Annotated in this window: 21 protein-coding genes; 11 read left to right on the top strand and 10 right to left on the bottom strand. The window is 64.4% G+C overall.

The window, feature by feature from the left end:
- Nucleotides 1-43: 43 nt before the first annotated feature.
- Together lptF and lptG are read left to right on the top strand one after the other, a co-directional pair.
- Nucleotides 44-1,270, top strand: coding sequence for an LPS export ABC transporter permease LptF (gene lptF / locus F4U95_RS04245; protein ID WP_150424685.1), 1,227 nt, complete (start codon nucleotides 44-46; stop codon nucleotides 1,268-1,270).
- Between the two features lie 3 nt (nucleotides 1,271-1,273).
- Nucleotides 1,274-2,374 carry an LPS export ABC transporter permease LptG gene (lptG, locus tag F4U95_RS04240; protein ID WP_120249437.1) on the top strand — a complete coding sequence of 367 codons (1,101 nt, stop codon included), beginning with the start codon at nucleotides 1,274-1,276 and terminating at the stop codon, nucleotides 2,372-2,374.
- A 428-nt stretch (nucleotides 2,375-2,802) separates the two neighbouring features.
- Here lptG and F4U95_RS04235 read toward each other — a convergent pair whose 3' ends face one another.
- Nucleotides 2,803-3,870 (bottom strand): fatty acid desaturase family protein, encoded by a 1,068-nt coding sequence (locus F4U95_RS04235; RefSeq protein ID WP_150424684.1) that lies wholly within the window; start codon nucleotides 3,868-3,870, stop codon nucleotides 2,803-2,805.
- Nucleotides 3,871-4,020: 150 nt separating this feature from the next.
- Here F4U95_RS04235 and F4U95_RS04230 point away from each other — a divergent pair, with 150 nt between their 5' ends.
- Both F4U95_RS04230 and F4U95_RS04225 read left to right on the top strand, forming a co-directional pair.
- On the top strand, nucleotides 4,021-5,178 hold the full coding sequence (locus tag F4U95_RS04230; protein WP_150424683.1) for an N-acetyltransferase: 1,158 nt from the start codon (nucleotides 4,021-4,023) through the stop codon (nucleotides 5,176-5,178).
- 84 nt (nucleotides 5,179-5,262) lie between these two features.
- Nucleotides 5,263-5,445 carry a CsbD family protein gene (locus F4U95_RS04225; RefSeq protein WP_120249439.1) on the top strand — a complete coding sequence of 61 codons (183 nt, stop codon included), beginning with the start codon at nucleotides 5,263-5,265 and terminating at the stop codon, nucleotides 5,443-5,445.
- Nucleotides 5,446-5,726: 281 nt separating this feature from the next.
- Here F4U95_RS04225 and F4U95_RS04220 read toward each other — a convergent pair whose 3' ends face one another.
- Complete coding sequence (locus F4U95_RS04220; RefSeq protein WP_150424782.1) at nucleotides 5,727-7,097, bottom strand: alanine/glycine:cation symporter family protein; 1,371 nt, start codon at nucleotides 7,095-7,097, stop codon at nucleotides 5,727-5,729.
- Nucleotides 7,098-7,280: 183 nt separating this feature from the next.
- Here F4U95_RS04220 and glmM point away from each other — a divergent pair, with 183 nt between their 5' ends.
- From glmM to F4U95_RS04200, 4 genes are all read left to right on the top strand, one after another.
- Nucleotides 7,281-8,621 carry a phosphoglucosamine mutase gene (glmM, locus tag F4U95_RS04215; RefSeq protein ID WP_150424682.1) on the top strand — a complete coding sequence of 447 codons (1,341 nt, stop codon included), beginning with the start codon at nucleotides 7,281-7,283 and terminating at the stop codon, nucleotides 8,619-8,621.
- A gap of 87 nt (nucleotides 8,622-8,708) precedes the next feature.
- Nucleotides 8,709-8,945: a DUF1272 domain-containing protein gene (locus tag F4U95_RS04210; protein WP_150424681.1), complete on the top strand. Its 237-nt coding sequence runs from the start codon at nucleotides 8,709-8,711 to the stop codon at nucleotides 8,943-8,945.
- Entirely contained in the window at nucleotides 8,942-9,703 is a 762-nt protein-coding gene (gene thiD, locus F4U95_RS04205) for a bifunctional hydroxymethylpyrimidine kinase/phosphomethylpyrimidine kinase (protein WP_150424680.1), read from the top strand. The genes F4U95_RS04210 and thiD overlap by 4 nt, the downstream gene beginning before the upstream one ends.
- Nucleotides 9,696-10,295 (top strand): ribonuclease HII, encoded by a 600-nt coding sequence (locus F4U95_RS04200; protein WP_150424679.1) that lies wholly within the window; start codon nucleotides 9,696-9,698, stop codon nucleotides 10,293-10,295. Before thiD ends, F4U95_RS04200 begins: the two co-directional genes overlap by 8 nt.
- Nucleotides 10,296-10,298: 3 nt before the next feature.
- Here F4U95_RS04200 and F4U95_RS04195 read toward each other — a convergent pair whose 3' ends face one another.
- The 8 genes from F4U95_RS04195 to F4U95_RS04160 all read right to left on the bottom strand — a co-directional run bounded on the left by F4U95_RS04195 (nucleotide 10,299) and on the right by F4U95_RS04160 (nucleotide 17,907).
- The gene (locus F4U95_RS04195) at nucleotides 10,299-10,718 is read right to left on the bottom strand and encodes a DUF2147 domain-containing protein (RefSeq protein ID WP_120249444.1); all 420 of its coding nucleotides are present in this window, start codon (nucleotides 10,716-10,718) and stop codon (nucleotides 10,299-10,301) included.
- A 127-nt stretch (nucleotides 10,719-10,845) separates the two neighbouring features.
- Nucleotides 10,846-11,835: a type II secretion system F family protein gene (locus F4U95_RS04190; protein WP_120249445.1), complete on the bottom strand. Its 990-nt coding sequence runs from the start codon at nucleotides 11,833-11,835 to the stop codon at nucleotides 10,846-10,848.
- Nucleotides 11,836-11,854: 19 nt separating this feature from the next.
- Nucleotides 11,855-12,853 carry a type II secretion system F family protein gene (locus tag F4U95_RS04185; protein ID WP_150424678.1) on the bottom strand — a complete coding sequence of 333 codons (999 nt, stop codon included), beginning with the start codon at nucleotides 12,851-12,853 and terminating at the stop codon, nucleotides 11,855-11,857.
- Between the two features lie 54 nt (nucleotides 12,854-12,907).
- Nucleotides 12,908-14,197, bottom strand: a complete 1,290-nt coding sequence (locus tag F4U95_RS04180) for a pilus assembly protein CpaE (protein ID WP_150424677.1) — start codon at nucleotides 14,195-14,197, stop codon at nucleotides 12,908-12,910.
- 1 nt (nucleotide 14,198) lies between these two features.
- Nucleotides 14,199-14,849, bottom strand: coding sequence for a CpaD family pilus assembly protein (locus F4U95_RS04175; protein WP_150424676.1), 651 nt, complete (start codon nucleotides 14,847-14,849; stop codon nucleotides 14,199-14,201).
- Nucleotides 14,850-14,864: 15 nt separating this feature from the next.
- Nucleotides 14,865-16,367 (bottom strand): type II and III secretion system protein family protein, encoded by a 1,503-nt coding sequence (locus tag F4U95_RS04170; RefSeq protein ID WP_120251953.1) that lies wholly within the window; start codon nucleotides 16,365-16,367, stop codon nucleotides 14,865-14,867.
- A gap of 1 nt (nucleotide 16,368) precedes the next feature.
- On the bottom strand, nucleotides 16,369-17,382 hold the full coding sequence (gene cpaB / locus F4U95_RS04165) for a Flp pilus assembly protein CpaB (RefSeq protein ID WP_150411959.1): 1,014 nt from the start codon (nucleotides 17,380-17,382) through the stop codon (nucleotides 16,369-16,371).
- 51 nt (nucleotides 17,383-17,433) lie between these two features.
- Entirely contained in the window at nucleotides 17,434-17,907 is a 474-nt protein-coding gene (locus F4U95_RS04160; RefSeq protein ID WP_120249449.1) for an A24 family peptidase, read from the bottom strand.
- Between the two features lie 50 nt (nucleotides 17,908-17,957).
- Here F4U95_RS04160 and F4U95_RS04155 point away from each other — a divergent pair, with 50 nt between their 5' ends.
- The 3 genes from F4U95_RS04155 to F4U95_RS04145 are packed head-to-tail and all read left to right on the top strand — an operon-like array spanning nucleotide 17,958 to nucleotide 20,214.
- Nucleotides 17,958-18,908 carry an alpha/beta fold hydrolase gene (locus F4U95_RS04155; protein WP_150424675.1) on the top strand — a complete coding sequence of 317 codons (951 nt, stop codon included), beginning with the start codon at nucleotides 17,958-17,960 and terminating at the stop codon, nucleotides 18,906-18,908.
- 14 nt (nucleotides 18,909-18,922) lie between these two features.
- Entirely contained in the window at nucleotides 18,923-20,026 is a 1,104-nt protein-coding gene (locus F4U95_RS04150; RefSeq protein WP_150424674.1) for an NAD(P)/FAD-dependent oxidoreductase, read from the top strand.
- Nucleotides 20,027-20,049: 23 nt separating this feature from the next.
- Nucleotides 20,050-20,214 (top strand): YegP family protein, encoded by a 165-nt coding sequence (locus F4U95_RS04145; RefSeq protein ID WP_150424673.1) that lies wholly within the window; start codon nucleotides 20,050-20,052, stop codon nucleotides 20,212-20,214.
- The last annotated feature ends 10 nt before the right edge of the window (nucleotides 20,215-20,224 follow it).

Genomic DNA, 20,224 nt, shown 5'->3' with positions numbered 1-20,224 from the left:
GGGTTTGCGGCCAAAACATGGTGATGGGACGACGACTTAGAGAATGCTGACCGCCACCGACCGATATCTCGCCCGCCTGATCGCGGTGCCCATGCTGGGTACGCTGGTGATCGCCGCGATGCTGCTTGTCCTCGACAAGATGCTCAGCCTGTTCGATTTCGTCGCGGCGGAAGGCGGACCGGTCAGCGTCGTGTGGCGCATGCTCGCCAATATGCTGCCTGAATATCTCTCGCTCGGCATCCCGATCGGGCTGATGCTCGGCATCCTGCTCGCCTTCCGCAAGCTGGCCTTGTCGTCGGAGCTGGACGTGATGCGCGCGGTGGGTCTGTCCTACGGCCGGCTGCTGCGCGTACCCTATCTCTATTGCATCGCTCTGGCCCTGCTCAATTTCGGCATCGTCGGCTTCGTTCAGCCCTTGTCGCGCCACGCCTATGAAGCGCTGCGTTTCGAGCTGCGCTCCGGCGCGCTGGGGGCCTCGATCAAGGTCGGCGAATTCACCAATCTGGGCAAGCGCATGACCATGCGCATCGAACGCAGCAAGGATGAAGGCCGCAATCTGCAGGGCATCTTCGTCCGCGCGGTCGGCAAGGATGGCCAGTCGGTCGCGGTGACGGCGGCGCAGGGCACTTTCCTTGCCACCGACGACCCGGACGTCATCATCTTCCGCCTGCGCAACGGCGTGCTGGTCAATGACGGACCCAAATATAAGACGCCGCGCATCCTGTCCTTCTCCAGCCATGACCTGCCGATCGACCTGCCGCAGATCGAGAATTTCCGCGGCCGCGACGTCGACCGGGAAAAGACGATTCCCGAACTGATGGTGATCGGCCGCAGCCCGGCCACGCCCGACAAGCTGAAGGCCGAAGTGCGCGCCAATTTCCATTTCCGCATGGTCGAAGTGGTGTTCATGTTCCTGCTGCCGCTCGCGGCGCTGGCCTTCGCGATCCCGCCCAAGCGATCGACATCGGCGCTGGGCGTGTTCCTCTCGATCATCTTCATCGTGACCTATCACAAGATCAATCAATATGGCGAAGGCGTCGGCGCGCTGGGCAAGGTCGATCCGATCATCGCGCTATGGGGACCGTTCCTGCTCGCGTCGGGTCTGGTGCTGTGGATGTATCATGTGATCGCCAACCGCCCCGGCGGTCAGCCGATCGGCGCGCTGGAAGTCGCCTTCTCCAAATTGGGCAAGCAGATCGTGCGCCTGCTGCGCTTTGGCCGACGCCGTGCGCCCGCCGATGCGGACGTCGCCGGACAAGGAGCGGCCTGACCCATGCAGTTCAACTTCTTCCCCTCGCGCCAGATCAGCCTCTATATGGCGCGCCTGTTCCTGACCCGGACCTTTGCCGTGCTGGCATTGCTGGTGGTCGTCCTCCAGACGCTCGACCTGCTCGGCAATTCGGGCGACGTGCTGGCTTATCCCGGCAATGGCGACGCGCAATTATGGCATTATGTCGGCCTGCGCGCGCCGCAGATCATCGCGCGCTTCCTGCCTTTCTCCGTGCTGCTCGGCACGCTGGTGATGCTGGCGACGCTCAACCAGAATAGCGAAATCATCTCGATGAAGGCGGCGGGTCTGTCCGCGCATCAGATTTTGGCGCCGCTGGTGCTGGCGGCGCTGGGCGTATCGGTCATCAGCTTCGTCTTCAACGAACGGATCGTTGCCCGATCGACGGCGGCGCTGAGCGCATGGGAAGCGGTGGATTATGGCCCGATCCCGCCCGACAGCGGGGTGAAGAGCAATCCCTGGGTGCGCGACGGCAATAATCTGGTCAATGCGGCGATCGTCGCGGGGCGCGGCACGCAGGTGCAGTTGCGCAAGGTGCAGATCTACAATCGCATCAACAACAGTCTGACCACCATCGTTCAGGCGCCCAAGGGCCATTATGACGCGGCGAGCAAGAGCTGGCTGCTGGAAGGCGCGCGGCAATTCGATGTGGCGCGTGGCACCGTCACCAATGTGGGCACCGTCCGTTTCGGCCGCGACATCCGCCCCGACCAGTTCACGCTGGCGAAGGTCGATCCCGACGCGCTGACCTTCCGCGAGCTGGAGGCGGCGATTTCCGACCTGCATGACGCCGGCCGCCCCACCGCCGAACTGGAAGGCAGCCTGTGGCACAAGCTGTCCGGGCCATTGTCCGCGCTGCTGATGCCGATCCTGGGGTCGGTCGCGGCCTTTGGCCTCGCGCGGTCGGGGCAGCTGTTCATGCGCGCGGTGCTGGGCATGGCGCTGGGCTTTGCCTATTTCGTCGCGGACAATTTCTCGCTCGCGATGGGCAGCCTGGGCGCTTATCCGCCGGTGCTGGCAGCCTGGGCGCCCTTCTTCCTGTTCCTGCTGGTGGGCGAAACGGTCCTCTTCCGCACGGAAGAGTGATTTCGAGTGCAATGGACCATTGCACGGCTCGGAAATCACGGAAAACAAAGAACAGGTACATCGCCGGCCTGAGATGCCCGCGCCCCAAATAAAAAGGCCCCGGCGACCAAGGGACGTCGCGCGGGGCCTTCCAGAGGGGGCGTTCCGATCCTCTTTAGGGGGGAGGGGAAAGACCGGAACCACCCCGATATAATTGCCTCAAATCGGGTTTCAACCCGCAACCGAATTATTTTATTCGCGCGGAGCCGCAGAGGCGCGGAGCAACTCAGATTGAGTGTTCCCCGGCGAAGGCCGGGGTCCAGTTCAGAGCGTGGGACTGGACCCTTGATGGGAGGCACGTGACTCCCATCAACTTCGCCGAGGAACGTTCACAAGATATGACCGCAACTTCCGATCCCCTCTGCGTCTCCGCGTGAACCGGATCCGGCTCAACGCGCCGCCATCGTACTCCGGGCGATCTTGCCGACCAGCGGCAGCATCCCCTTGTAATTGCCCCGATGATAGGGCGATTGCGCGTCCAGCGTCGCGATCAGCTGCGCATGCGCCTTGCCCAGCGCATGATAGGGCACGCTCGGCAACAGGTGATGCAGCGCATGATAGCGCAGGCCCACCGGCGCCCACAAAGCGGGCAGGGTGCCGGGCGGCGGCACATTGACCGAGTCCAGATATTGCGCCGTCACGGTCATCGGCTCGCCCTCATTCTCCCACAGATGCGCGACCAACGTGCGCAGCTGGTTGATGACGGTCATGGCCGAATGGATCGCCATATAGACCAGCAAGGGCTTCCAGCCGAAGGCGAAAACGCTGCCGACCAGCGCCAGCGCGAACAGGCTGGCGCCTGCTTCCTGGGCTGCCCACTGGCGCGCAAACTCGCCTTCGGGCGCGCGGCGGCGATAGGCGGGGTTGATCGACAGGGCCGAAAATTCCGCCACCACCTTGGCGCGCAACGCCGGGATCAGCAGCGACAGCGGCGTCAGCACCCCAAAGCGCAGGATCAGGCCGATCGGCGCCAGCGACGCGACGATGATGAACAAGGGCAGCGACCAGGGCTTCATCAGCGCGAGCGGCAGATATTCGGGATCTTCCGCCGTGCCATAGCGGGTGCGCTGGTGATGCTGGGTATGTACGCCTTCATACATGAAGGACGGGATCATCAGCGGCACGCCGACGATCAGGTTCCAGGCGAACCGGAAGCCGGGCAGGGCGCCCTTGCGGATATGGGTCAGCTCATGGATGAAGCTGGCCGCACGATAGAGCGCCAGCATCGACACGAGCGCGCAGGCGAGGGCGATCGCCACATTGTCGATCAGAATCGCGCCAGCCATCGCGCCCCAACCGACCAGCGCGGATGCCAGCAGGTCGAACCAGTAGATACGCGGATTGGCGGTCGAATAGGCCCGCGTCAAATCGGCCGCGGCGCGCAGCATGGCGGTATCGTCGGGAATGGCCGCTCGCGCCCGCTGCGCGGCGGCAAGAATGGGATCATGCACTGTCATGCGGGCGGTCCTAGCCTCCAAATGCGCTGATATCATGGCAGCACCATGACATATTCACCATGTTATCCGCCTGAACGCGGCGCGTGATTGACATTCCGCAAACAAGCGCCGAACTGCACCGCACTCCATTTTTCTTTCAAGGCGGCACCCGTGGCGCATAACGATCTGGTCATCACCCCCGTTTCCGGCAAGGCCGACCTGAAGGCTTTTATCGACCTGCCCTGGCGGCTTTATGCCAATGATCCCAATTGGGTGCCGCCATTGAAGGCCGAAGTGAAGGAATTGCTGACGCCGGGGAAGAACCCCTTTTTCGGCCATGCCGAAGCGCAATATTTCCTCGCCCGTCGCAATGGCCAGGTGGTTGGCCGCATTTCCGCCCATATCGATCATCTGGCGCTTGAGCAGCCGGTCGAGCAGGGCATGGGGCCGGGCACCGGCAATTTCGGCCTGTTCGAGGCGGAGGATGACGCGACGGCCAAGGCGCTGATCGCCACGGCCGAGGATTGGCTGCGCGCCAAGGGCATGACCCGCGTGCTGGGGCCGATTTCGCTCTCCATCTGGGAAGAGCCGGGCCTGTTGATCGCCGGTCATGACCATCCGCCCACGGTGATGATGGGCCATAACAGCTCCGCTTATCAGGCGATGATCGAAGGGGCTGGCTATGTCCCGGCCAAGCAGCTCAAAACCTATGAGCTGGACATCACGAAAAGCTTCCCGCCGCTGATCCAGCGGATCATCCAGTCGGGCGAGAAAAGCCCGCGCATCACGATCCGCAAGGTCGACAAGTCGAAATTCGACAAGGAAGCCGCGATCATCCTGTCGATCCTGAATGACGCATGGGGCAATAATTGGGGCTTCGTGCCGATCACGGACGATGAAGTCGCCCATACCGGCAAGAAATTGAAGCCGATCGTGTTCGAGGATCTGATCATGATCGCCGAACTGGACGGCGAACCGGTCGCCTTCATGATGACGCTGCCGGACCTGAATGAAGCGACCAAGTCGTTGAACGGGTCGCTCTTCCCCTTCGGCTTCATCAAGCTGTTGAAATGGCTGCGCAAGCCCAAGGCGCGCACGATGCGCGTGCCGTTGATGGGCGTGGTGCAACGACTGCAAAGCTCACGCATGGCCAGCCAGCTGGCCTTCATGATGATCGAAACGATCCGCCTGGAAGCGGTGGCCCATTATGGTTCGACCCGTGGCGAGATCGGCTGGGTGCTGGACGACAATCAGGGCATGAACGCCATTGCCGACGCCATCAACAGCACGGTGAACAAGATCTATCAGATTTACGAGAAGCCGCTCTGATATTTCGTTTCGGCTTCGTATCGGCGGAAACCCTTTGTGCCGCCTCTCGTTGATACTCCAACACCCTAGCCAAGGAGTATCGACATGGGCGAAGCAACCGACAAGCTGAAGGCCGCAGGCAACAAGGCCGCTGGTTCCATCAAGGAAGGCATCGGCAAGGCGACCGACAACGAACGTCTGGAAGCCGAAGGCAAGGCGCAAAAGGCCAAGGGCACGGCGCAGGACGTCGCCGGATCGGTCAAGGGCGCCCTGGGCGACAAGATCTGACGATCTGACCGTCTGCACGACGAACAGGCCTCGCCCCGAAAGGTGCGGGGCCTTTTCGTTTCTGTCCTACATGACCGAAATCCGCTACCTCAGCCGTTCCCCGGCGAAGGCCGGGGTCCAGTTCCACGCTCGCAACTGGACCCCGGCCTTCGCCGGGGAACGGCAGCCGACAGGGGCACGTCATTGTTGCTCGCTGCTACCTACTGGCGGCCTGTTGGCGGCTTTCCGATAGGATCACGCCCGCGTAACATCATGTCGCATTTGGCGGGAAATATGCGAAGTTAAGCCTCTTGCCCATCCAGATAGTCGCGCACATCCCGCCGCAATTCCCCGGCGCACAGGTACAGCGCGATGACATTGGGAATGGCCATCAGGAAGAAGCTGCTGTCGACGATTCCGACCACGCGGCCCAGGTCGATCGCCGCCGCCGGGGGCAGGGCGACGACATAGAGAATCTTGTACGTCCACTGCGCCTTCGGGCCATTGCCGAACAGATAGCCCCAGGCCTGCAATCCATAAAAGCCCCAGGCCACCAGCGTCGAATAGGCGAACAGGAACACCACCACCGCCAGCAGCCATGGGAACCATGGCGATACCTGCGCGAAGGCGGCCGACGTGATCGCAATCCCCTCCAGCCCGCCATTCCATGTGCCCGCCACGACCAGCGCCAGCCCGCCGAACGCACAAACGATCATCGTGCCGAGCAAGGGCTCCAGCAGCGCGACCAGTCCTTCCGACACCGGATGCTTGGTCCGCGCCAGACTATGCGCCATCACCGCCGACCCGACGCCCGCCTCGCTGGCGAACACCGCGCGCCGCATCCCCGCGACGAAGGCGCCCACCGCGCCCCCGGTCGCCGCGTCGCCGCTCCACGCCCCGTTCCAGATCAGCGCCAGCGCCCCGGGTATCTCGCCGATATGCAGGATCAGGATCGCCGCGACCCCGCCCAGATAAACCGCCACCTTGATCGGGGTCAGCCGCTTCGACACCTCGCCCAGCCAGGCCGCGCCGCCCAGCGTCACCAGCGCCACCGCGCCGGCCAGGAACACGCCATAGGCCCAGCCATTGGTCAGGCCAGTGACGACCTTCACTTGCGCGAAACTCTGATTCACCTGCACCATCGGGATCGCGCCGAACAAGGCGAAGAAGGCATAGGCCCCGCCCAATACCAGCCCCAGTTTCGGCCAGCCCCGCGCCGCGCCCACGGCTTTGAGCACATACATCGGACCGCCATGCACATGACCGCGACTGTCGAACACGCGATATTTCAGGCCCAGCGTCACCTCCGCCATCTTCACCGTCATCGCGAACCAGCCGATGATGAACATCCACAATATCGCACCGGGACCGCCCATGGTCAGCGCCACGGCGACGCCCGCGATATTGCCCAGGCCAATCGTGCCCGACAGCGCGGTGGAAAGCGCCGCCCACTGGCTGACATCGCCCTTCGCCTCGCCATGCTGCGGCTGGCTGCGCAGGATGCGGATCGCGCGCCCGACATGGCGGATATTGGGAAAGCCCAGCCACAGGGTGAAGAACAGCATCGGCAGCGCCAGATAGAGCACGATCAGTTCGATCTGCGCGCCAAAGAGCGGCACCTTGAAAAAGACGGCGGCGGACAGGCCGTCGACGAAGGCATTGAAATTTTCCATCACGCCCGGATGCCGTTGGTGCGAGAGAAAGTCGACCGACAATTTCTCAATCTCCGTTCGTCCTGAGCCTGTCGGGCCGGCAGGCGACCGCAGGTCAACGACATCGCACACGTCCTTCGACTGGCTCAGGACGAACGGATAATGGGTTGCGGGGGCAGGGTTGATCGGTGCATGGAAGGGAGCATGAGCAGGCAATATTTCGGCACCGACGGCATTCGCGGCCGCACCAACCAATGGCCCATGACCGCTGAGCTGGCGATGAAGGTTGGCATGGCGGCAGGTACGCACTTCCTGCGTGGCAGCCACCGCCACCGCGTCGTCATCGGCAAGGATACGCGGCTTTCGGGCTATATGGTCGAAAATGCGCTGGTCGCGGGCTTCACCGCCGTGGGCATGGACGTGGTGCAGTTCGGCCCCATTCCGACGCCCGCCGTCGCGCTGCTCGCCCATTCGATGCGCGCCGATCTGGGCGTCATGATCTCCGCCAGCCACAATCCCTATTTCGACAATGGCATCAAATTGTTCGGCCCCGACGGCTACAAGCTGTCGGATGAGGATGAGTTGAAGATCGAAGCGTTGATCGGGCAGGATATCGCGCTCGCCGCGTCCAAGGATATCGGCCGCGCCCGCCGGGTCGAGGATGCGCGCGGTCGCTACATCCATGCGGTCAAGTCCAGCTTCCCCGCCGACCTGCGGCTGGACGGGCTCAAGATCGTGGTCGATTGCGCCAATGGCGCCGCCTATCAGGTCGCGCCGTCCGCCTTGTGGGAATTGGGCGCCACCGTCGTCGCGGTCGGCGTCACGCCCAACGGCACCAACATCAATGACGGTTGCGGCTCCACCGCGCCGCTGCTGTTGCAGGAAACCGTGGTGTCCTCCGGCGCCGACATCGGCATCGCGCTGGATGGCGACGCGGACCGGCTGATCGTCGTGGACGAACAGGGCAAGATCGTCGATGGCGATCAGATCATGGCGCTGATCGCCGCCAATTTCGCGCGGGAAGGCACGCTGCGCGGCGGCGGACTGGTCGCCACGATCATGTCGAACCTCGGCCTCGAACGCTTCCTGTCGGCCAAGGGCATCGGTCTGGAACGCACCAAGGTCGGCGACCGCTATGTGCTGGAACGGATGCGCGAAGGCGGCTTCAATGTCGGCGGCGAGCAGTCCGGCCACATGATCCTGTCCGATTACGCCACCACCGGCGACGGCACGGTCGCCGCGCTTCAGGTGCTGGCGGCCCTGATCCGCTCCGGCAAGCCGGCCAGCGAAGTGCTGCACCAGTTCGACCCCGTGCCGCAATTGCTGAAGAATGTCCGCTTTTCCGGTGGCAAGCCGCTGGAGCATGAGGATGTGAAGCGCGTCATCGCGCAGGCGGAAACGGAACTGCACGGCACCGGCCGCCTCGTCATCCGCCCGTCCGGCACCGAACCGGTGATCCGCGTCATGGCCGAAGGCGACCGGGAGGATCAGGTGAAGGATGTGGTGGACCGCATCTGCGCCGCGGTCGAGAAAGCGGCGGCGTGACATCTTTCTCTCTCCGTTCGGTTCGAGCTTGTCGAGAACCCGACGCGCAACGGTTCTCGACAAGCTCGAACTGAACGGAAATTTGCTATGCTTGAAATGCGCCCCGACTGCGAACGCTGCGGCACGGACCTGCCCGCCGATCAGCCCGGCGCGTTCATCTGTTCCTTCGAATGCAGCTTCTGCGCGCCGTGCGCCGAAGCGCTGGACGATCGCTGTCCCAATTGCGGCGGCGAACTGATGGACCGCCCGACTCGCGTGGGGAAGGCGCTGGCCGACAATCCCGCCTCTGCGGTGCGGCATTTCACGGCCAAATCCAGCCAGTGACGCCCGCCCGCATTCTCATCATCGCCGGCTCCGACAGCGGGGGCGGCGCGGGCATTCAGGCGGACCTGAAGACCGTGACGCTGCTGGGTGGGTTCGGCATGACCGCCATCACCGCCATCACGGCGCAGAACACGCTGGGGGTGCAGGGCGTACACCCGATCCCGACCGACATGGTGCTGGCGCAGATCGAAAGCTGCATCAGCGACATCGGCGTCGACGCAGTGAAGATCGGCATGATCGGCAGCGCGCAAGCCGCCCATGCCGTGGCCGATCGACTGGCGCAACTGGACGATGTACCGATCGTCTTCGATCCGGTGATGGTCGCGACCAGCGGTTCCCTGCTGGCGGATGATGCCACCATCGCGGCGTTCGAAAGGCTGATGGCCATCGCCACCCTCGTCACGCCGAACATCCCCGAACTGGCGGCGCTGGGTGGAGAGGGGATTGCGGCGCGCTTCAACACCCATGTGCTGGCCAAGGGCGGGCATGGCGAAGGGCCGATGCTGACAGACCGGTTGATCGCGCCGGATATCGTGCGCAAGGCATGGAGCAATGCCCGGATCGACACGCCGCACACGCATGGCACCGGTTGTACCTTGGCCAGCGCGATCGCAACCGGGCTGGGGCAGGGGCTGGAGCTGATCGAGGCGATCGAGCGCGGCCGTAAATATGTGCGGGAGGCGCTGGCACTGGCACCTGGCCTGGGGAGCGGCCATGGCCCCATGGGCGCGCCGTTCGGATTTCACGCTTATGCCTGACTTCACCCACGAACTGATCCATCGTCCCGGCCTGGTCGCCGGGGTGGATGAAGCGGGGCGGGGACCGCTGGCCGGTCCCGTGGTGGCCGCCGCCGTCATCCTGCGCGCCGACGATTGCCCCGATGGCCTGAACGATTCCAAGCAGCTCAGCGCGAAGAAGCGCGCCGGGTTGGAGGTGGAGATCAAGGCGCGGGCGCTTTGCTGGGGCGTGGGCATCGCGACGGTCGCGGAAATCGACGAGATCAACATTCTCTGGGCGACGATGCTGGCCATGACCCGCGCGGTCGAGGCGTTGAGCCATGACTGCGCGCATGTGCTGGTCGATGGCAATCGCTGCCCCCAATGGCGCTGGGCGTCTACCGCGATCGTGGAGGGCGACGCCAAATGCCTGTCGATCGCGGCCGCCTCCATCCTCGCCAAGGAAGAACGCGACCGGATGATGATCGCGGCGGCGGCCGACCATCCGCATTATGGCTGGGACACGAACAAAGGCTATGGCAGCGCCAAGCATCTCGCCGCGCTGCGCGAACATGGCCCGACCCCGCTCCACCGGCGCAGCTTCGCCCCGGTGGCGCAGCTTAACCTGCTGTAAGGATCAGCGCACCGCCGTCCAGGTCTGCGTCTTGCAGAAGAAGGCGATGCAGCCCTGGACCTTCAGCGTGCCATTGGCGTTGCGGCTGACCTTGGACGTATAGCTTTTGCCGCTTTCGGGATCGTAGATCGTGCCCTTCCACAGGTCGCCGTCATCTTCGAAGCCTGACAGCAGGGCAAGGCCGACCAGCGGCTTGGAGCGCAGCGCGGGATCGGGGTTCTTGATATCGGTCTGCGGCCGGCCGGGGGTGGGCTTCACGATCTTCTCGATCTTGCCGCACAGATGCTTGCCGCACGGCGCGATCTGGACGATCGCCTTGCCGTCCACCGTGGCCCAGCGGCCGGTGACCGGCTGGGCCGCCTGCGCCGGCAGGGCCGCAAAGGCGGCGGTCAGGGTTGCAAGGGCGATAACAGTCGATTTCATGCGATCCACTCCGTGTCTTTGATATGAAGATAAGCATGAAAAAGGCCGCCCGCCACCGCCTTTTTATGGCGGGGCGGGCGGATCTTTCGGGCGACGCTACGGCAGCGCCGGTCCCTCTCCAAAGTTTTTAGAAGGCCGTGCTGATCGAACAGGCCGCTGGACCCAGGATGACGACGAACAGGGTCGGCAGAATGAACAAAATCAGCGGTACGGTCATGATCGCGGGCAGGCGCGCGGCCTTTTCTTCGGCGCGCATCATACGTTCATGACGGAATTCGGCCGACAGCACACGCAGCGCGGACGCGAGCGGGGTGCCGTATTTCTCGGTCTGGATCATGGTCGTGACCACGCCCTTGACCGCGTCCAGCTTCACGCGGGTCGCGAGGTTCTCGAACGCCATGCGCCGTTCGGTCAGGAAGCTCAGCTCGATCGCGGTCAGCTGAAACTCGTCGCCCAGTTCCGGATAGGCCTTGCCCAGCTCGCGCGCTACCCGGTTGAAGGCGGCATCGACGGTCAGGCCGGCCTCGGCGCAGATGACCAGCAGGTCGAGCGCGTCGGGCAGCCCCTTGCGGATCGCGGAAGACCGCTTCTGCACCTTGTTGTCGATATAGATGTCGGGTGCCTTGTACGACAGCAGCAGCGCTGCGGCGAAGGCGAAGAAGCGCTTGAGCGGCCCCCATTCGGGTTCGATGCCCACGCCATAGAGCAGGATCGCGGCCGTACCACCGATCAGGATGGGCAGGATCATGCGGCCGAAGATGACCGCGACGGCCCAGTCCTTCGACCGGATGCCCGCCTGCGCCAGACGGATCTGGGCGTCCTTCAGCTGGTCGTCCTGCAACACCTTCAGGCTGGACAGGAACGACCGCATATGGTCGGTCGTCTGGTTCCTGCGCACCAGGCTCGCGCGCCGTTTGGCGGTGGAAGCGGTGATGCCGGCCTTGAGCTGTTCGCGCCGTTCGTTCAGTGCCTTGACCCGCTTGGCCATCGGGTCGCGCACCGTCATCACGGCATAGAGTGCGAACAATATGGAAAGCGTCGCCAGCGCGGCCAGCAGCGTGCCGAAATCGGTCGCGGTAAGGCCGAACAAGGTGCCTGCGGGGGTAGGAGCGTCCATGATCTCTTGTCCTTGCCCGTCAGATTTCGAAATTGACCATCTGGGCCATGATGAAGACGCCGATGCCCATCCAGCACATGCCGCCGATGCCGATGACCTGCATCAAGCTCAGCCCGAAAATGCCCGACGGGTCCGGCGTGTAGAAGGGGCTCATATAGTTGAAGTTGATGTAGCTGATCAGGCCGAAGACCAGAAAGGGCAGGCAGCCGATGATATAGGCCGACGCCTTGGATTCCGACGACATCGCGCGGATCTTCAGCTTCATCTGCGCGCGCTGGCGGAGCACGGTGGCCAGGTTCGACAGCGTTTCGGCCAGGTTGCCGCCCGTTTCGCGCTGGATAGCCAGGGTGATGACGAAGAACTGGAATTCCGGCGTGCCCAGGCGATCCGCCGTTTCCTGAAGCGCCTGCTCCATGGTGCGGCCGATCTTGATGCGTTCGGTGATCAGCTTGAATTCTTCACCCACCGGCCCTGGAATTTCGCTCGATACGATACCCAGCGTTTCCGCGATCGGCAGGCCTGATCGCAGGCCGCGGGTCAGCAATTCCAGCGCATCCGGGAATTTCACGGTGAATTTGTTGACGCGGCCCCGGATGAGTCGGCTCACCCACCAATGTGGCAGGCCCAGCCCAGCGGCCAAGCCGAACATTACGGCAAACAGGAACGGGAAACCGCGCAGCATCAGGAACGCAGACAACAGCAGGAACGTGATGGCGCATGCCGTCATATACTGGCTGAGCGTCCATTTCTTGCCGGTCATCTTCAGACGCTTGGTCAGATTTTCCGGATTGGGAATCAGCGAGACCAGCATCTTCGCTTCGGTGCCCGTCGCGCGGTTGGAAATCGCCCGGCGCATGCGGGCTTCCAGCAGCGCTTCGGCCGATTCGCTGTGACGGCCGCGGATCATGGCGACGCGGCGCTTGCGCGCCTTGTCCGGCGACGGGCCGGCAAACACGACCGCCGCGACGCCCAGCAGGGTCGCGATCAGCACCGTTATCAGGATGAAATTGCCGTCCATCTCGTCGCCCGTCTTTCAGGAAGCCGCGCCGCCCGGTCCGGGCGGCGCATGCGATCAATTATCCAGCGTCGCCTTGTCCTTGCGGCGCGACGGCATCATCGACTTGAAATCTATCTTGCCGAGCAGCGAGTCGCCCTTCTTGCGGGCGGCCTTGGGCGCGCCGTCAAATTGGTCGGCATCGGCCGCACCCAGCACCTGGTTCAGCATTTCGGTGCAGGCTGCGCCGACCTTGCTGCCCTTGGCGGTTTCGGCCAGCGTCTTGCCCAGCTTTGCCGCCTGCGATGCGACGCGCAGGTCGAACGGCACCATGACGTCCACCTTGCGCTCGATCGACTGCTCGAAATCCTTGCGGCTGATTTCCGGCGCGCCGGGGTGAACCCGGTTGGCGACCACCAGCAGGCGGGCCTGCGGCGCATTGCTCTTGAGCCAGGACAGGATGCGGATCGTGTCGCGCGCGCCGGCCAGCGTCAATTCCGTGACGATCAGTGTCACATTCACGTCGGCCATCAGGTGCGGATGATGGATCAGCATGTTGCGGGGCAGGTCGATGACGCTGCATTCGAAGGCCAGGCGAAATTCTTCCAGCAACTGGTAGAAGGCGCCGCCATCGCTCATCATCGGCTGGCTGATCGGTGCTTCGGCCGACAGGATCGCCAGCGTGTCGCTCGCCCGCACCATGGCGCGTTCGATGAACAGGCCGTCGATGCGGCTGGGATTTTCGATCGCGTCGGTCAGGCCGCGGCCCGGCTCCAGATCCATCGCCAGCGCATTGGTGCCGAAATGGACGTCCAGGTCGAGCAGCGCGGTCGGCCGCTTCTTCTTTTCCGACAGCAGCCAGGACAGCGATGTCGCGATGCTGGAGGCACCAACGCCACCACGCGTGCCGATCACCGCCATGGTCGAATGGGGCCGTTCGGGCGCCGCGTCACGCGGGGCCATGAACACGGCCTGCGCCTGCGCCAGTGCGTCACGCAATTGATCCGCGCCGAATGGCTTGAGCAGATAGTCCTGGATGCCGCTGGCCACCAGATCGCGATACAGGCGCACGTCGTTGACCTGGCCGGCGGCGATCACCACCGTGCCCGGTTCGCACACTTCGGCCAGGCTGTTGATGTCGTTCAGCGGATCGCCGCTTTCGGACATGTCGACGAACAATATCTGCGGACTGGCGGTGATGGACAGGCTCTGCACGGCATTGCGCATGCCGCCCTTGTTCACCTTTTCCGGCGCCCATCCCAGTTCGGCCGACACGGCGCGCAGCATGTCGAAACTGTGATCGTCGCAGACGAAGGCATGGAACGGATCGCGATGACCACCCAGGCCCGGTTTCCAGGGAGCATTCATGTTACTGGCCTCCCGGCGAGATTTGCTTGAGGTCGCCGGCGCCGGTCGGCGCCTTGTCGCGATAGGTGCTGATGGCGCGGTTCGACGTTACGGTGCGCAGGTCGCTGTCGGTGCCCTGGCCCCGGACCAGATCTTCCGGATTGGCGACCATGGCGGCCCAGTTGCTGTTCACGCCGCAACCGAAATTGGAACCGGCGCCCAAGGCGCCATTGGTTTCCTGCTTCGCGCTCCAGTCTGGGCAGCCCGGCACGCTGGCGGTGGCGCGACGCACGATCAGGCGGACGCTGCCGGTCGGTGCCTGGCCGGCCTCTGCCGAACTGTCTTCGGCGACCAGCAGGCCGCGACGGGCCACGACATCGCCGATATCGTCGCGCAGGGCAGGGCTGTAATAGCCGCTGTCGGTGACGATCGCGATGCTGTCGCCATAGCCAAGGCCGATCGACACGAACCAGTCGTTCAGACGGATCGCTTCATTCGGCGTCAGCCCGCCGCCGGAGCCGGCCTGTACGTCGAAGACATAGGCGGCGTGGCTCACCACCGGCTGATGGATCGAATCGACGCTGCGGTTCGACCGGGGAAGGGCATGGGCGGTGACCGGCAAAGCGATCATGGCGATGGCCGCGAGGGCCTTGAGCGACAGAGGCGTGGTCATGTCTTTGTCCTTCCGTCAGAAACTGAAGCCGGGCGCGGCGGCGCCGGTCTTGTTCGACTTGCCGGGTGCGGCTGCCGAGACGTGTGATCCCGGTACCACGGGCGTCGATCCCGGCGCGCGGGCCGGTGCGGGGCTGCGGCCGCCGCTGATCCCGTCATTGCCCTGTTGCAGCAGCAGGCCCTGCGCCTGCGTGGCGTTGCGGAAGCCATCGGTCGGCAGGCGCACGTCGGAAGCATTCATCGGCTTGGCGAGATAGGGCGTGACGACGATGACCAGCTCGGTTTCGTTGCGCTGGAAGGAGCGCGACTTGAACAGGCTGCCCAGGATCGGAATATCGCCAAGGCCCGGCACCTTGTTCACCGTGTTGCCGGTTTGGCTGTTCAGCAGGCCGGCGATCATGAAGGCCTGCCCCGAACCCAGTTCCACCGTCGTTTCGGCGGTGCGGCTCTTGAGCGCGGGCACGGACGAATTGACCGTGAAGTCCAGGCTGGACACGGTCGGCCTGACGCGCAGCGAAATGCGCCCGTCGGCCAACACCGTCGGCGTGAACGCCAACTGCACGCCATATTGCTTGAATTCGATGCTGTTGCCGTTGTTGGCGCCGTTGTTGACCGTGTAGGGATATTCGCCGCCGGCCAGGAAGCTGGCGGTTTCGCCCGACAGGGACGTCAGGTTGGGCTGGGCCAAGGTGGTGGCGAGGCCACTCGATTCGGCAAGGTCCAGCGCAGCGGCAATATCCATGCCCAGCAATTTGGCGACGAAGCCGAGTGAGGTCGTCCCATCGGTGGGGCTGTTGAACGTCCAGGACCGGGTGATGTCGTTGGCAGCACCGGTCGTCGACGAGTTCGTCTGGAAAGCGCGATCGGCGCGGTTGAAATAGCCGCTGAAGCTGCCCGATCCGGTGCCCAGGCCGGTCACATTCATGCCGATCTTGTGGCCGATATCCTTGCTGACTTCGGCGATCTTGACCTGCAGCATGACTTGCAGCGGTGTCGCCATGCGCAGGCGGCTGACCACGGTTACGTCCTTGCCGACGAAGGCCTGCGTCAGCCGTTCGGCCTCCGCTGCATCCTCTGGCGCCTGGATCGTGCCGGTCAGCAGGATCATGCCGTTCATCTTGTTGACCGCAATTTCCGCGCCGGGCATCGCCAAATGGAGCATGTCGTCGATGCTGGTCAGGTTGTTGCCGACCCGCACCGTGCCCGAAAACAGGACTTTGCCATTGGTCGCGGTGACGAAGACGGTGGTTTCGCCCGGCTTCTTGGCGATCAGGTAAAGCTGGTTCTGCGACCGGACATGGACGTCGACGACTTCGGGATCGGCGATCACCACGTCGGACATCTTGGCCGTCAGGTTGACGACCCGGCTGCCACCCACCGACAACAGGATCGCATTATCCTGTGCGCTGGAGGGGGCGGCATTGAGCGCGGTGGTCGGCGCGGCGATCGCGGCGACCGCCAGGCCCAGCGCGATTGCCGGAGCGGCAAGGCGCGGGGCGCGATTGTGCAGGCTCTTCATCTCACTTCCCCCCGACCGGAACTTCGGTCACGTTGGTGCCGCGCGCCACGCGGATCACCGGGCCTTTGAAGGCGACGGTGCCGGCCGGTGCGCCATTGGCGGCGACGGCTGCTGACATGGGTGCTTCGGTCTTGGCGGGTACCGAGCTGCGCTGGTAGCGCGACACGTCGGCGCCGGTGGAATAGGTGGAACCGCGATCGACCGGGCGGGCGGCCAGCTTGGCGATGATCGCCTTTTCGGCGTTCGCATTGGCATTGCCGGGCAGATCGACGTCGGTGCCCGCGATCGCCGCGTCCAGATCCGACGCATTGTCGGCAATGGAGCGGAGCGACATGGAAAGCGACCCGATGGTCTGCGACACGGCGATCTTTTCGGCGATCTTGGGCGTCACTTCGATCGTGACGTTGGAATAGGTGCGAACCTCGGGCTTGCCGTCGGCGCCCATCGCATCCATGCGCTGGTCGGTGGCGAGCACGCGCAGGTTGCGCAGGATCGTTTCGGATACCTTCAGCGGATCGCCGTCACCCCCGCCATTGACGCTCTGGGTCAGGACAAGGTCGATGCGGTCGCCCGGAAAGACGAAGCCGGCGACCGAACTTTGCGCCGACACCGGCACCGTCACGGCGCGCATGCCCGGGCCGAGGGCTGCGGCCAGGAAACCGCGATCGCCGGGCTTGACGATGGCGCCCTGGGTCAGCGGCTGCCCTGCGGTGATGGCGCTGCGCACGACGCTGCCGGCCAGCTTGGCAGGATCGGCCTGACCGCGCAGATAATAGGCCTGCTCGATCAGATCCTTGGGCCAGGGCTGAAACCGAAAGCTTTCCGCGTCCAGGATGGTGCCCACGGGCAGGGCCTTGGTCGCGACCAGAACGTGCGGCTGGTCGGCTTCGACCGGCATGTTTGCGGCGGTGACCTGCGGCGTGCTCGACGAACTCAACATGCTGCGCGCAAGCAAGGCTGTAGTGACCGCTATGATAAGCGCCCCCACCAGCAGCACGATCTTCTTAGCATCCATGACGAAATTCGCCTCCCTCAAATGGGTGCACTGCCCCCAGTGCCCCACTCATCACGCAAAATGGTTAAGATATCGTTCGCCAAGCAACCAAAGGGCTGAGATGGAGATGGCGACGCCATAGGGTATTTCGGGTTGCCCCGGCTTTTTGCTCATCCGGTGGTGGATGACCGTGACGATGGTGACCAGCCCGCCCAGCATCGCCATCAGGACGATCAGGGACAGCACGGCCTGCCATGGGAACCACAGCGCCAGCGCGCCGAGCAGCTTGACGTCGCCGCCGCCCATCATCCCGGCCGCAAAGAGCGCGGCGAACAGGGTGAAGACGATGGCGCCGACCAGCAGCTGCACGGCCATGCCGGGCCAGGGCTCCAATCCGCAGGCCAGCCACCACAGGGGGGCGAGCGCCGCGACGGCCAGATTCAACCGATTGGAAATGATGCGGGATCGCAAATCGGTGATCGCCGCCGCAATCAGCAGCGCGCTCAAGGCGCCGATCAGCGCTATCTGGAAAAATTCCCCCGTCATGGGGCTTAGGCCCTAGACCATATGGCTTACCAAAGGGTAACCATCGGGCGATGGATTCACCCGACTTTCCTACAGCCGCTTTCGACCGGCGCGCCTGGCCGATGGGCGGGCGGCTGGATTATTGGCACGCGCCCGACGGCTGGCCCGTCCGCCGCTATCGATTGGGGTCGGGTGCGCGTGGCCGCATGCTGGTGCTGGGCGGGCGCGGCGACATGATCGAAAAATATCTGGAGGTCATCCATCACTGGGCGTCGCGCGGCTGGGCCGTGACCAGCTTCGATTGGCGCGGGCAGGGGGGATCGGGCCGGCTGACCGACGATCCGCTATGCGGCCATATTGGCGACTTTGCCGACTGGATCGCGGACCTTAATGCGCTGTCCGCCGACTGGCGCGCGGAGGGGGAGGGGCCGACCACAATGGTGGCGCACTCCATGGGCGGTCATATGCTGGTCCGCGCGCTGGCGGAGGGGATGACCCCGCCGGATGCCGCCGCCGTGGTGGCGCCGATGCTGGGCGTCCATACCGCCTCGCTGCCGCGCTGGCTGGCGGTGGGAATCGCCCGTGCGATGGTGCGCAGCGGCCATGGCGAGGACCGCGCCTGGACGCAGAAGGAACAGTCGGAACGGCAGCGCAAGATGCGGCAAAAGCGGCTGACGCACGATCCGGACCGTTATGCCGACGAAATCTGGTGGCGCGACCATAGCCGGGAGATCGCACTGGGACCGCCCAGCTGGACCTGGGTATTGCAGGCGCTGGAATCGACACGGGCGCTGGAACGGTCGGACGCGGTCGCACGCATAGCCACGCCGATGCTGATCCTGGCGACGGCGGTGGATCAGCTGGTTTCCACGCCCGCCATCCGGCGGGTCGCGGCGCGCATTGCGACGGCGCGGCTGCATGTCTATGGGCCGGAAGCCGCGCATGAAATATTGCGCGAACTGGACCCGGTCCGGCTCGATGCCCTGGCCCGGATCGACGCTTTCCTGGACGAGACTGCTTGAGGCGGAATGGGCCGTTGAATCATCCCGATATCGTGATCGTGGGCGGCGGCATGGCCGGCGCCAGCCTTGGCGCGCAGCTGGCCGCCCATGCCAGCGTGCTGATATTGGAGATGGAGGATAGCGCGGGCTATCATGCCACCGGCCGCTCGGTTGCCTTTTGGGAAGAAACCTATGGTGGTCCGCTGGTCCAGCCGCTGACGACCGCGTCAGGCCCGTATCTGACGAATCCCGATCCCGACTTCCACGACCGCAGCTTCCTGTCGCCACGCCGCGCGCTTCATGTCGGCCGGGCGGAGGATGCGCCCTGGCGCGACGCTTTGATGGATGGGTTTGCCGGTAAGGTCGATCTGCGCGCCGTCGATCCCGCATCGTTGATGCCGGGGCTGCGGCCGGACTGGACGATCGGCGTGCTGGAGGAAAGCTGCCAGGATATTGATGTCGCGGCGCTGCATCAGGCCCATCTGCGCCGCTTCCGCCGGTTGGGCGGGGAAATCAGGCTGGCGACGCGTCTGAACGCGGCCCGTTCCGAAGGCGGTGGCTGGCAGGTCGATAGCGGGGCGGAGATCATCCATTGCGGCTTGCTGGTCAATGCGGCCGGTGCCTGGGCGGATCAGGTCGCGACGGCCTGCGGCGTACGGCCGATCGGCATCACGCCGCTGCGGCGCACGGTGGTGCAATTGCATATCCCCGGCCTGTCCTCACCCGATCTGCCGCGCCTGATGGACCTGCGCTCCCGCTTCTATTTCAAGCCGGAAGGGCGCGACCGCGTGTGGCTGACCCCGCATGACGAGGTGCCGTCGCCGCCCTGCGACGCCGCGCCCGAAGAGCTGGCCGTGGCGCAGGCGATCGCCTTGTTTCAGCAGGCGGTCGACTGGCCGATCGCGGCGGTCGAGCATAAATGGGCGGGCCTGCGCAGCTTCGCGCCCGATCGCGCGCCGGTCTATGGCTTCGATCCCGATAGTCCGGGCTTTTTCTGGTTCGCGGGGCAGGGCGGTTTCGGCATCCAGACATCGCCCGCAGCAGCGCTGCTAGGGGCCGCGCTCATCACCGGCAATGCGCCGCCCGCCGCCATTGCCAAGCTCGATTCGCGCCCCTATTCTCCGACGCGATTTCGCTGACGCAACGAGTCTGGAGATGTCCCATGGCGCACAAGTTCGTGATCGAGAAGAACAAGGCCGGCGAGTTCGTCGCCAAGTTCAAATATAATAGCGAAACGATCTTCTGGGCCAGCAAGGCCGGCGCGAAAAATGCGATCGAATCGGTGCTGAAGAACGGCCCCGGCGCCGCGGTCGAAGAGGCTGAATAAGCGACGCTGC

The organism is Sphingobium limneticum, from assembly GCF_008710165.1.
Taxonomy (GTDB): Bacteria; Pseudomonadota; Alphaproteobacteria; order Sphingomonadales; family Sphingomonadaceae; genus Sphingobium; species Sphingobium limneticum.
The sequence above is the reverse complement of the archived record's forward strand: the minus strand, read 5'-3'. Positions and strand labels throughout refer to the sequence as shown.

Excerpts from the sequence above, each read along its gene's own strand:
- F4U95_RS04190 (WP_120249445.1), bottom strand. The coding sequence starts at position 11,835 with ATGGACGCTCCTACCCCCGCAGGCACCTTGTTCGGCCTTACCGCGACC.
- cpaB (WP_150411959.1), bottom strand. The coding sequence starts at position 17,382 with ATGGATGCTAAGAAGATCGTGCTGCTGGTGGGGGCGCTTATCATAGCG.
- lptF (WP_150424685.1), top strand. The coding sequence starts at position 44 with ATGCTGACCGCCACCGACCGATATCTCGCCCGCCTGATCGCGGTGCCC.
- F4U95_RS04235 (WP_150424684.1), bottom strand. The coding sequence starts at position 3,870 with ATGACAGTGCATGATCCCATTCTTGCCGCCGCGCAGCGGGCGCGAGCG.
- lptG (WP_120249437.1), top strand. The coding sequence starts at position 1,274 with ATGCAGTTCAACTTCTTCCCCTCGCGCCAGATCAGCCTCTATATGGCG.
- glmM (WP_150424682.1), top strand. The coding sequence starts at position 7,281 with ATGAGCAGGCAATATTTCGGCACCGACGGCATTCGCGGCCGCACCAAC.
- F4U95_RS04195 (WP_120249444.1), bottom strand. The coding sequence starts at position 10,718 with ATGAAATCGACTGTTATCGCCCTTGCAACCCTGACCGCCGCCTTTGCG.
- F4U95_RS04160 (WP_120249449.1), bottom strand. The coding sequence starts at position 17,907 with ATGACGGGGGAATTTTTCCAGATAGCGCTGATCGGCGCCTTGAGCGCG.
- F4U95_RS04200 (WP_150424679.1), top strand. The coding sequence starts at position 9,696 with ATGCCTGACTTCACCCACGAACTGATCCATCGTCCCGGCCTGGTCGCC.
- F4U95_RS04175 (WP_150424676.1), bottom strand. The coding sequence starts at position 14,849 with ATGACCACGCCTCTGTCGCTCAAGGCCCTCGCGGCCATCGCCATGATC.
- F4U95_RS04210 (WP_150424681.1), top strand. The coding sequence starts at position 8,709 with ATGCTTGAAATGCGCCCCGACTGCGAACGCTGCGGCACGGACCTGCCC.
- F4U95_RS04145 (WP_150424673.1), top strand. The coding sequence starts at position 20,050 with ATGGCGCACAAGTTCGTGATCGAGAAGAACAAGGCCGGCGAGTTCGTC.
- F4U95_RS04180 (WP_150424677.1), bottom strand. The coding sequence starts at position 14,197 with ATGAATGCTCCCTGGAAACCGGGCCTGGGTGGTCATCGCGATCCGTTC.
- F4U95_RS04185 (WP_150424678.1), bottom strand. The coding sequence starts at position 12,853 with ATGGACGGCAATTTCATCCTGATAACGGTGCTGATCGCGACCCTGCTG.
- F4U95_RS04220 (WP_150424782.1), bottom strand. The coding sequence starts at position 7,097 with ATGGAAAATTTCAATGCCTTCGTCGACGGCCTGTCCGCCGCCGTCTTT.
- F4U95_RS04170 (WP_120251953.1), bottom strand. The coding sequence starts at position 16,367 with ATGAAGAGCCTGCACAATCGCGCCCCGCGCCTTGCCGCTCCGGCAATC.
- F4U95_RS04225 (WP_120249439.1), top strand. The coding sequence starts at position 5,263 with ATGGGCGAAGCAACCGACAAGCTGAAGGCCGCAGGCAACAAGGCCGCT.
- F4U95_RS04155 (WP_150424675.1), top strand. The coding sequence starts at position 17,958 with ATGGATTCACCCGACTTTCCTACAGCCGCTTTCGACCGGCGCGCCTGG.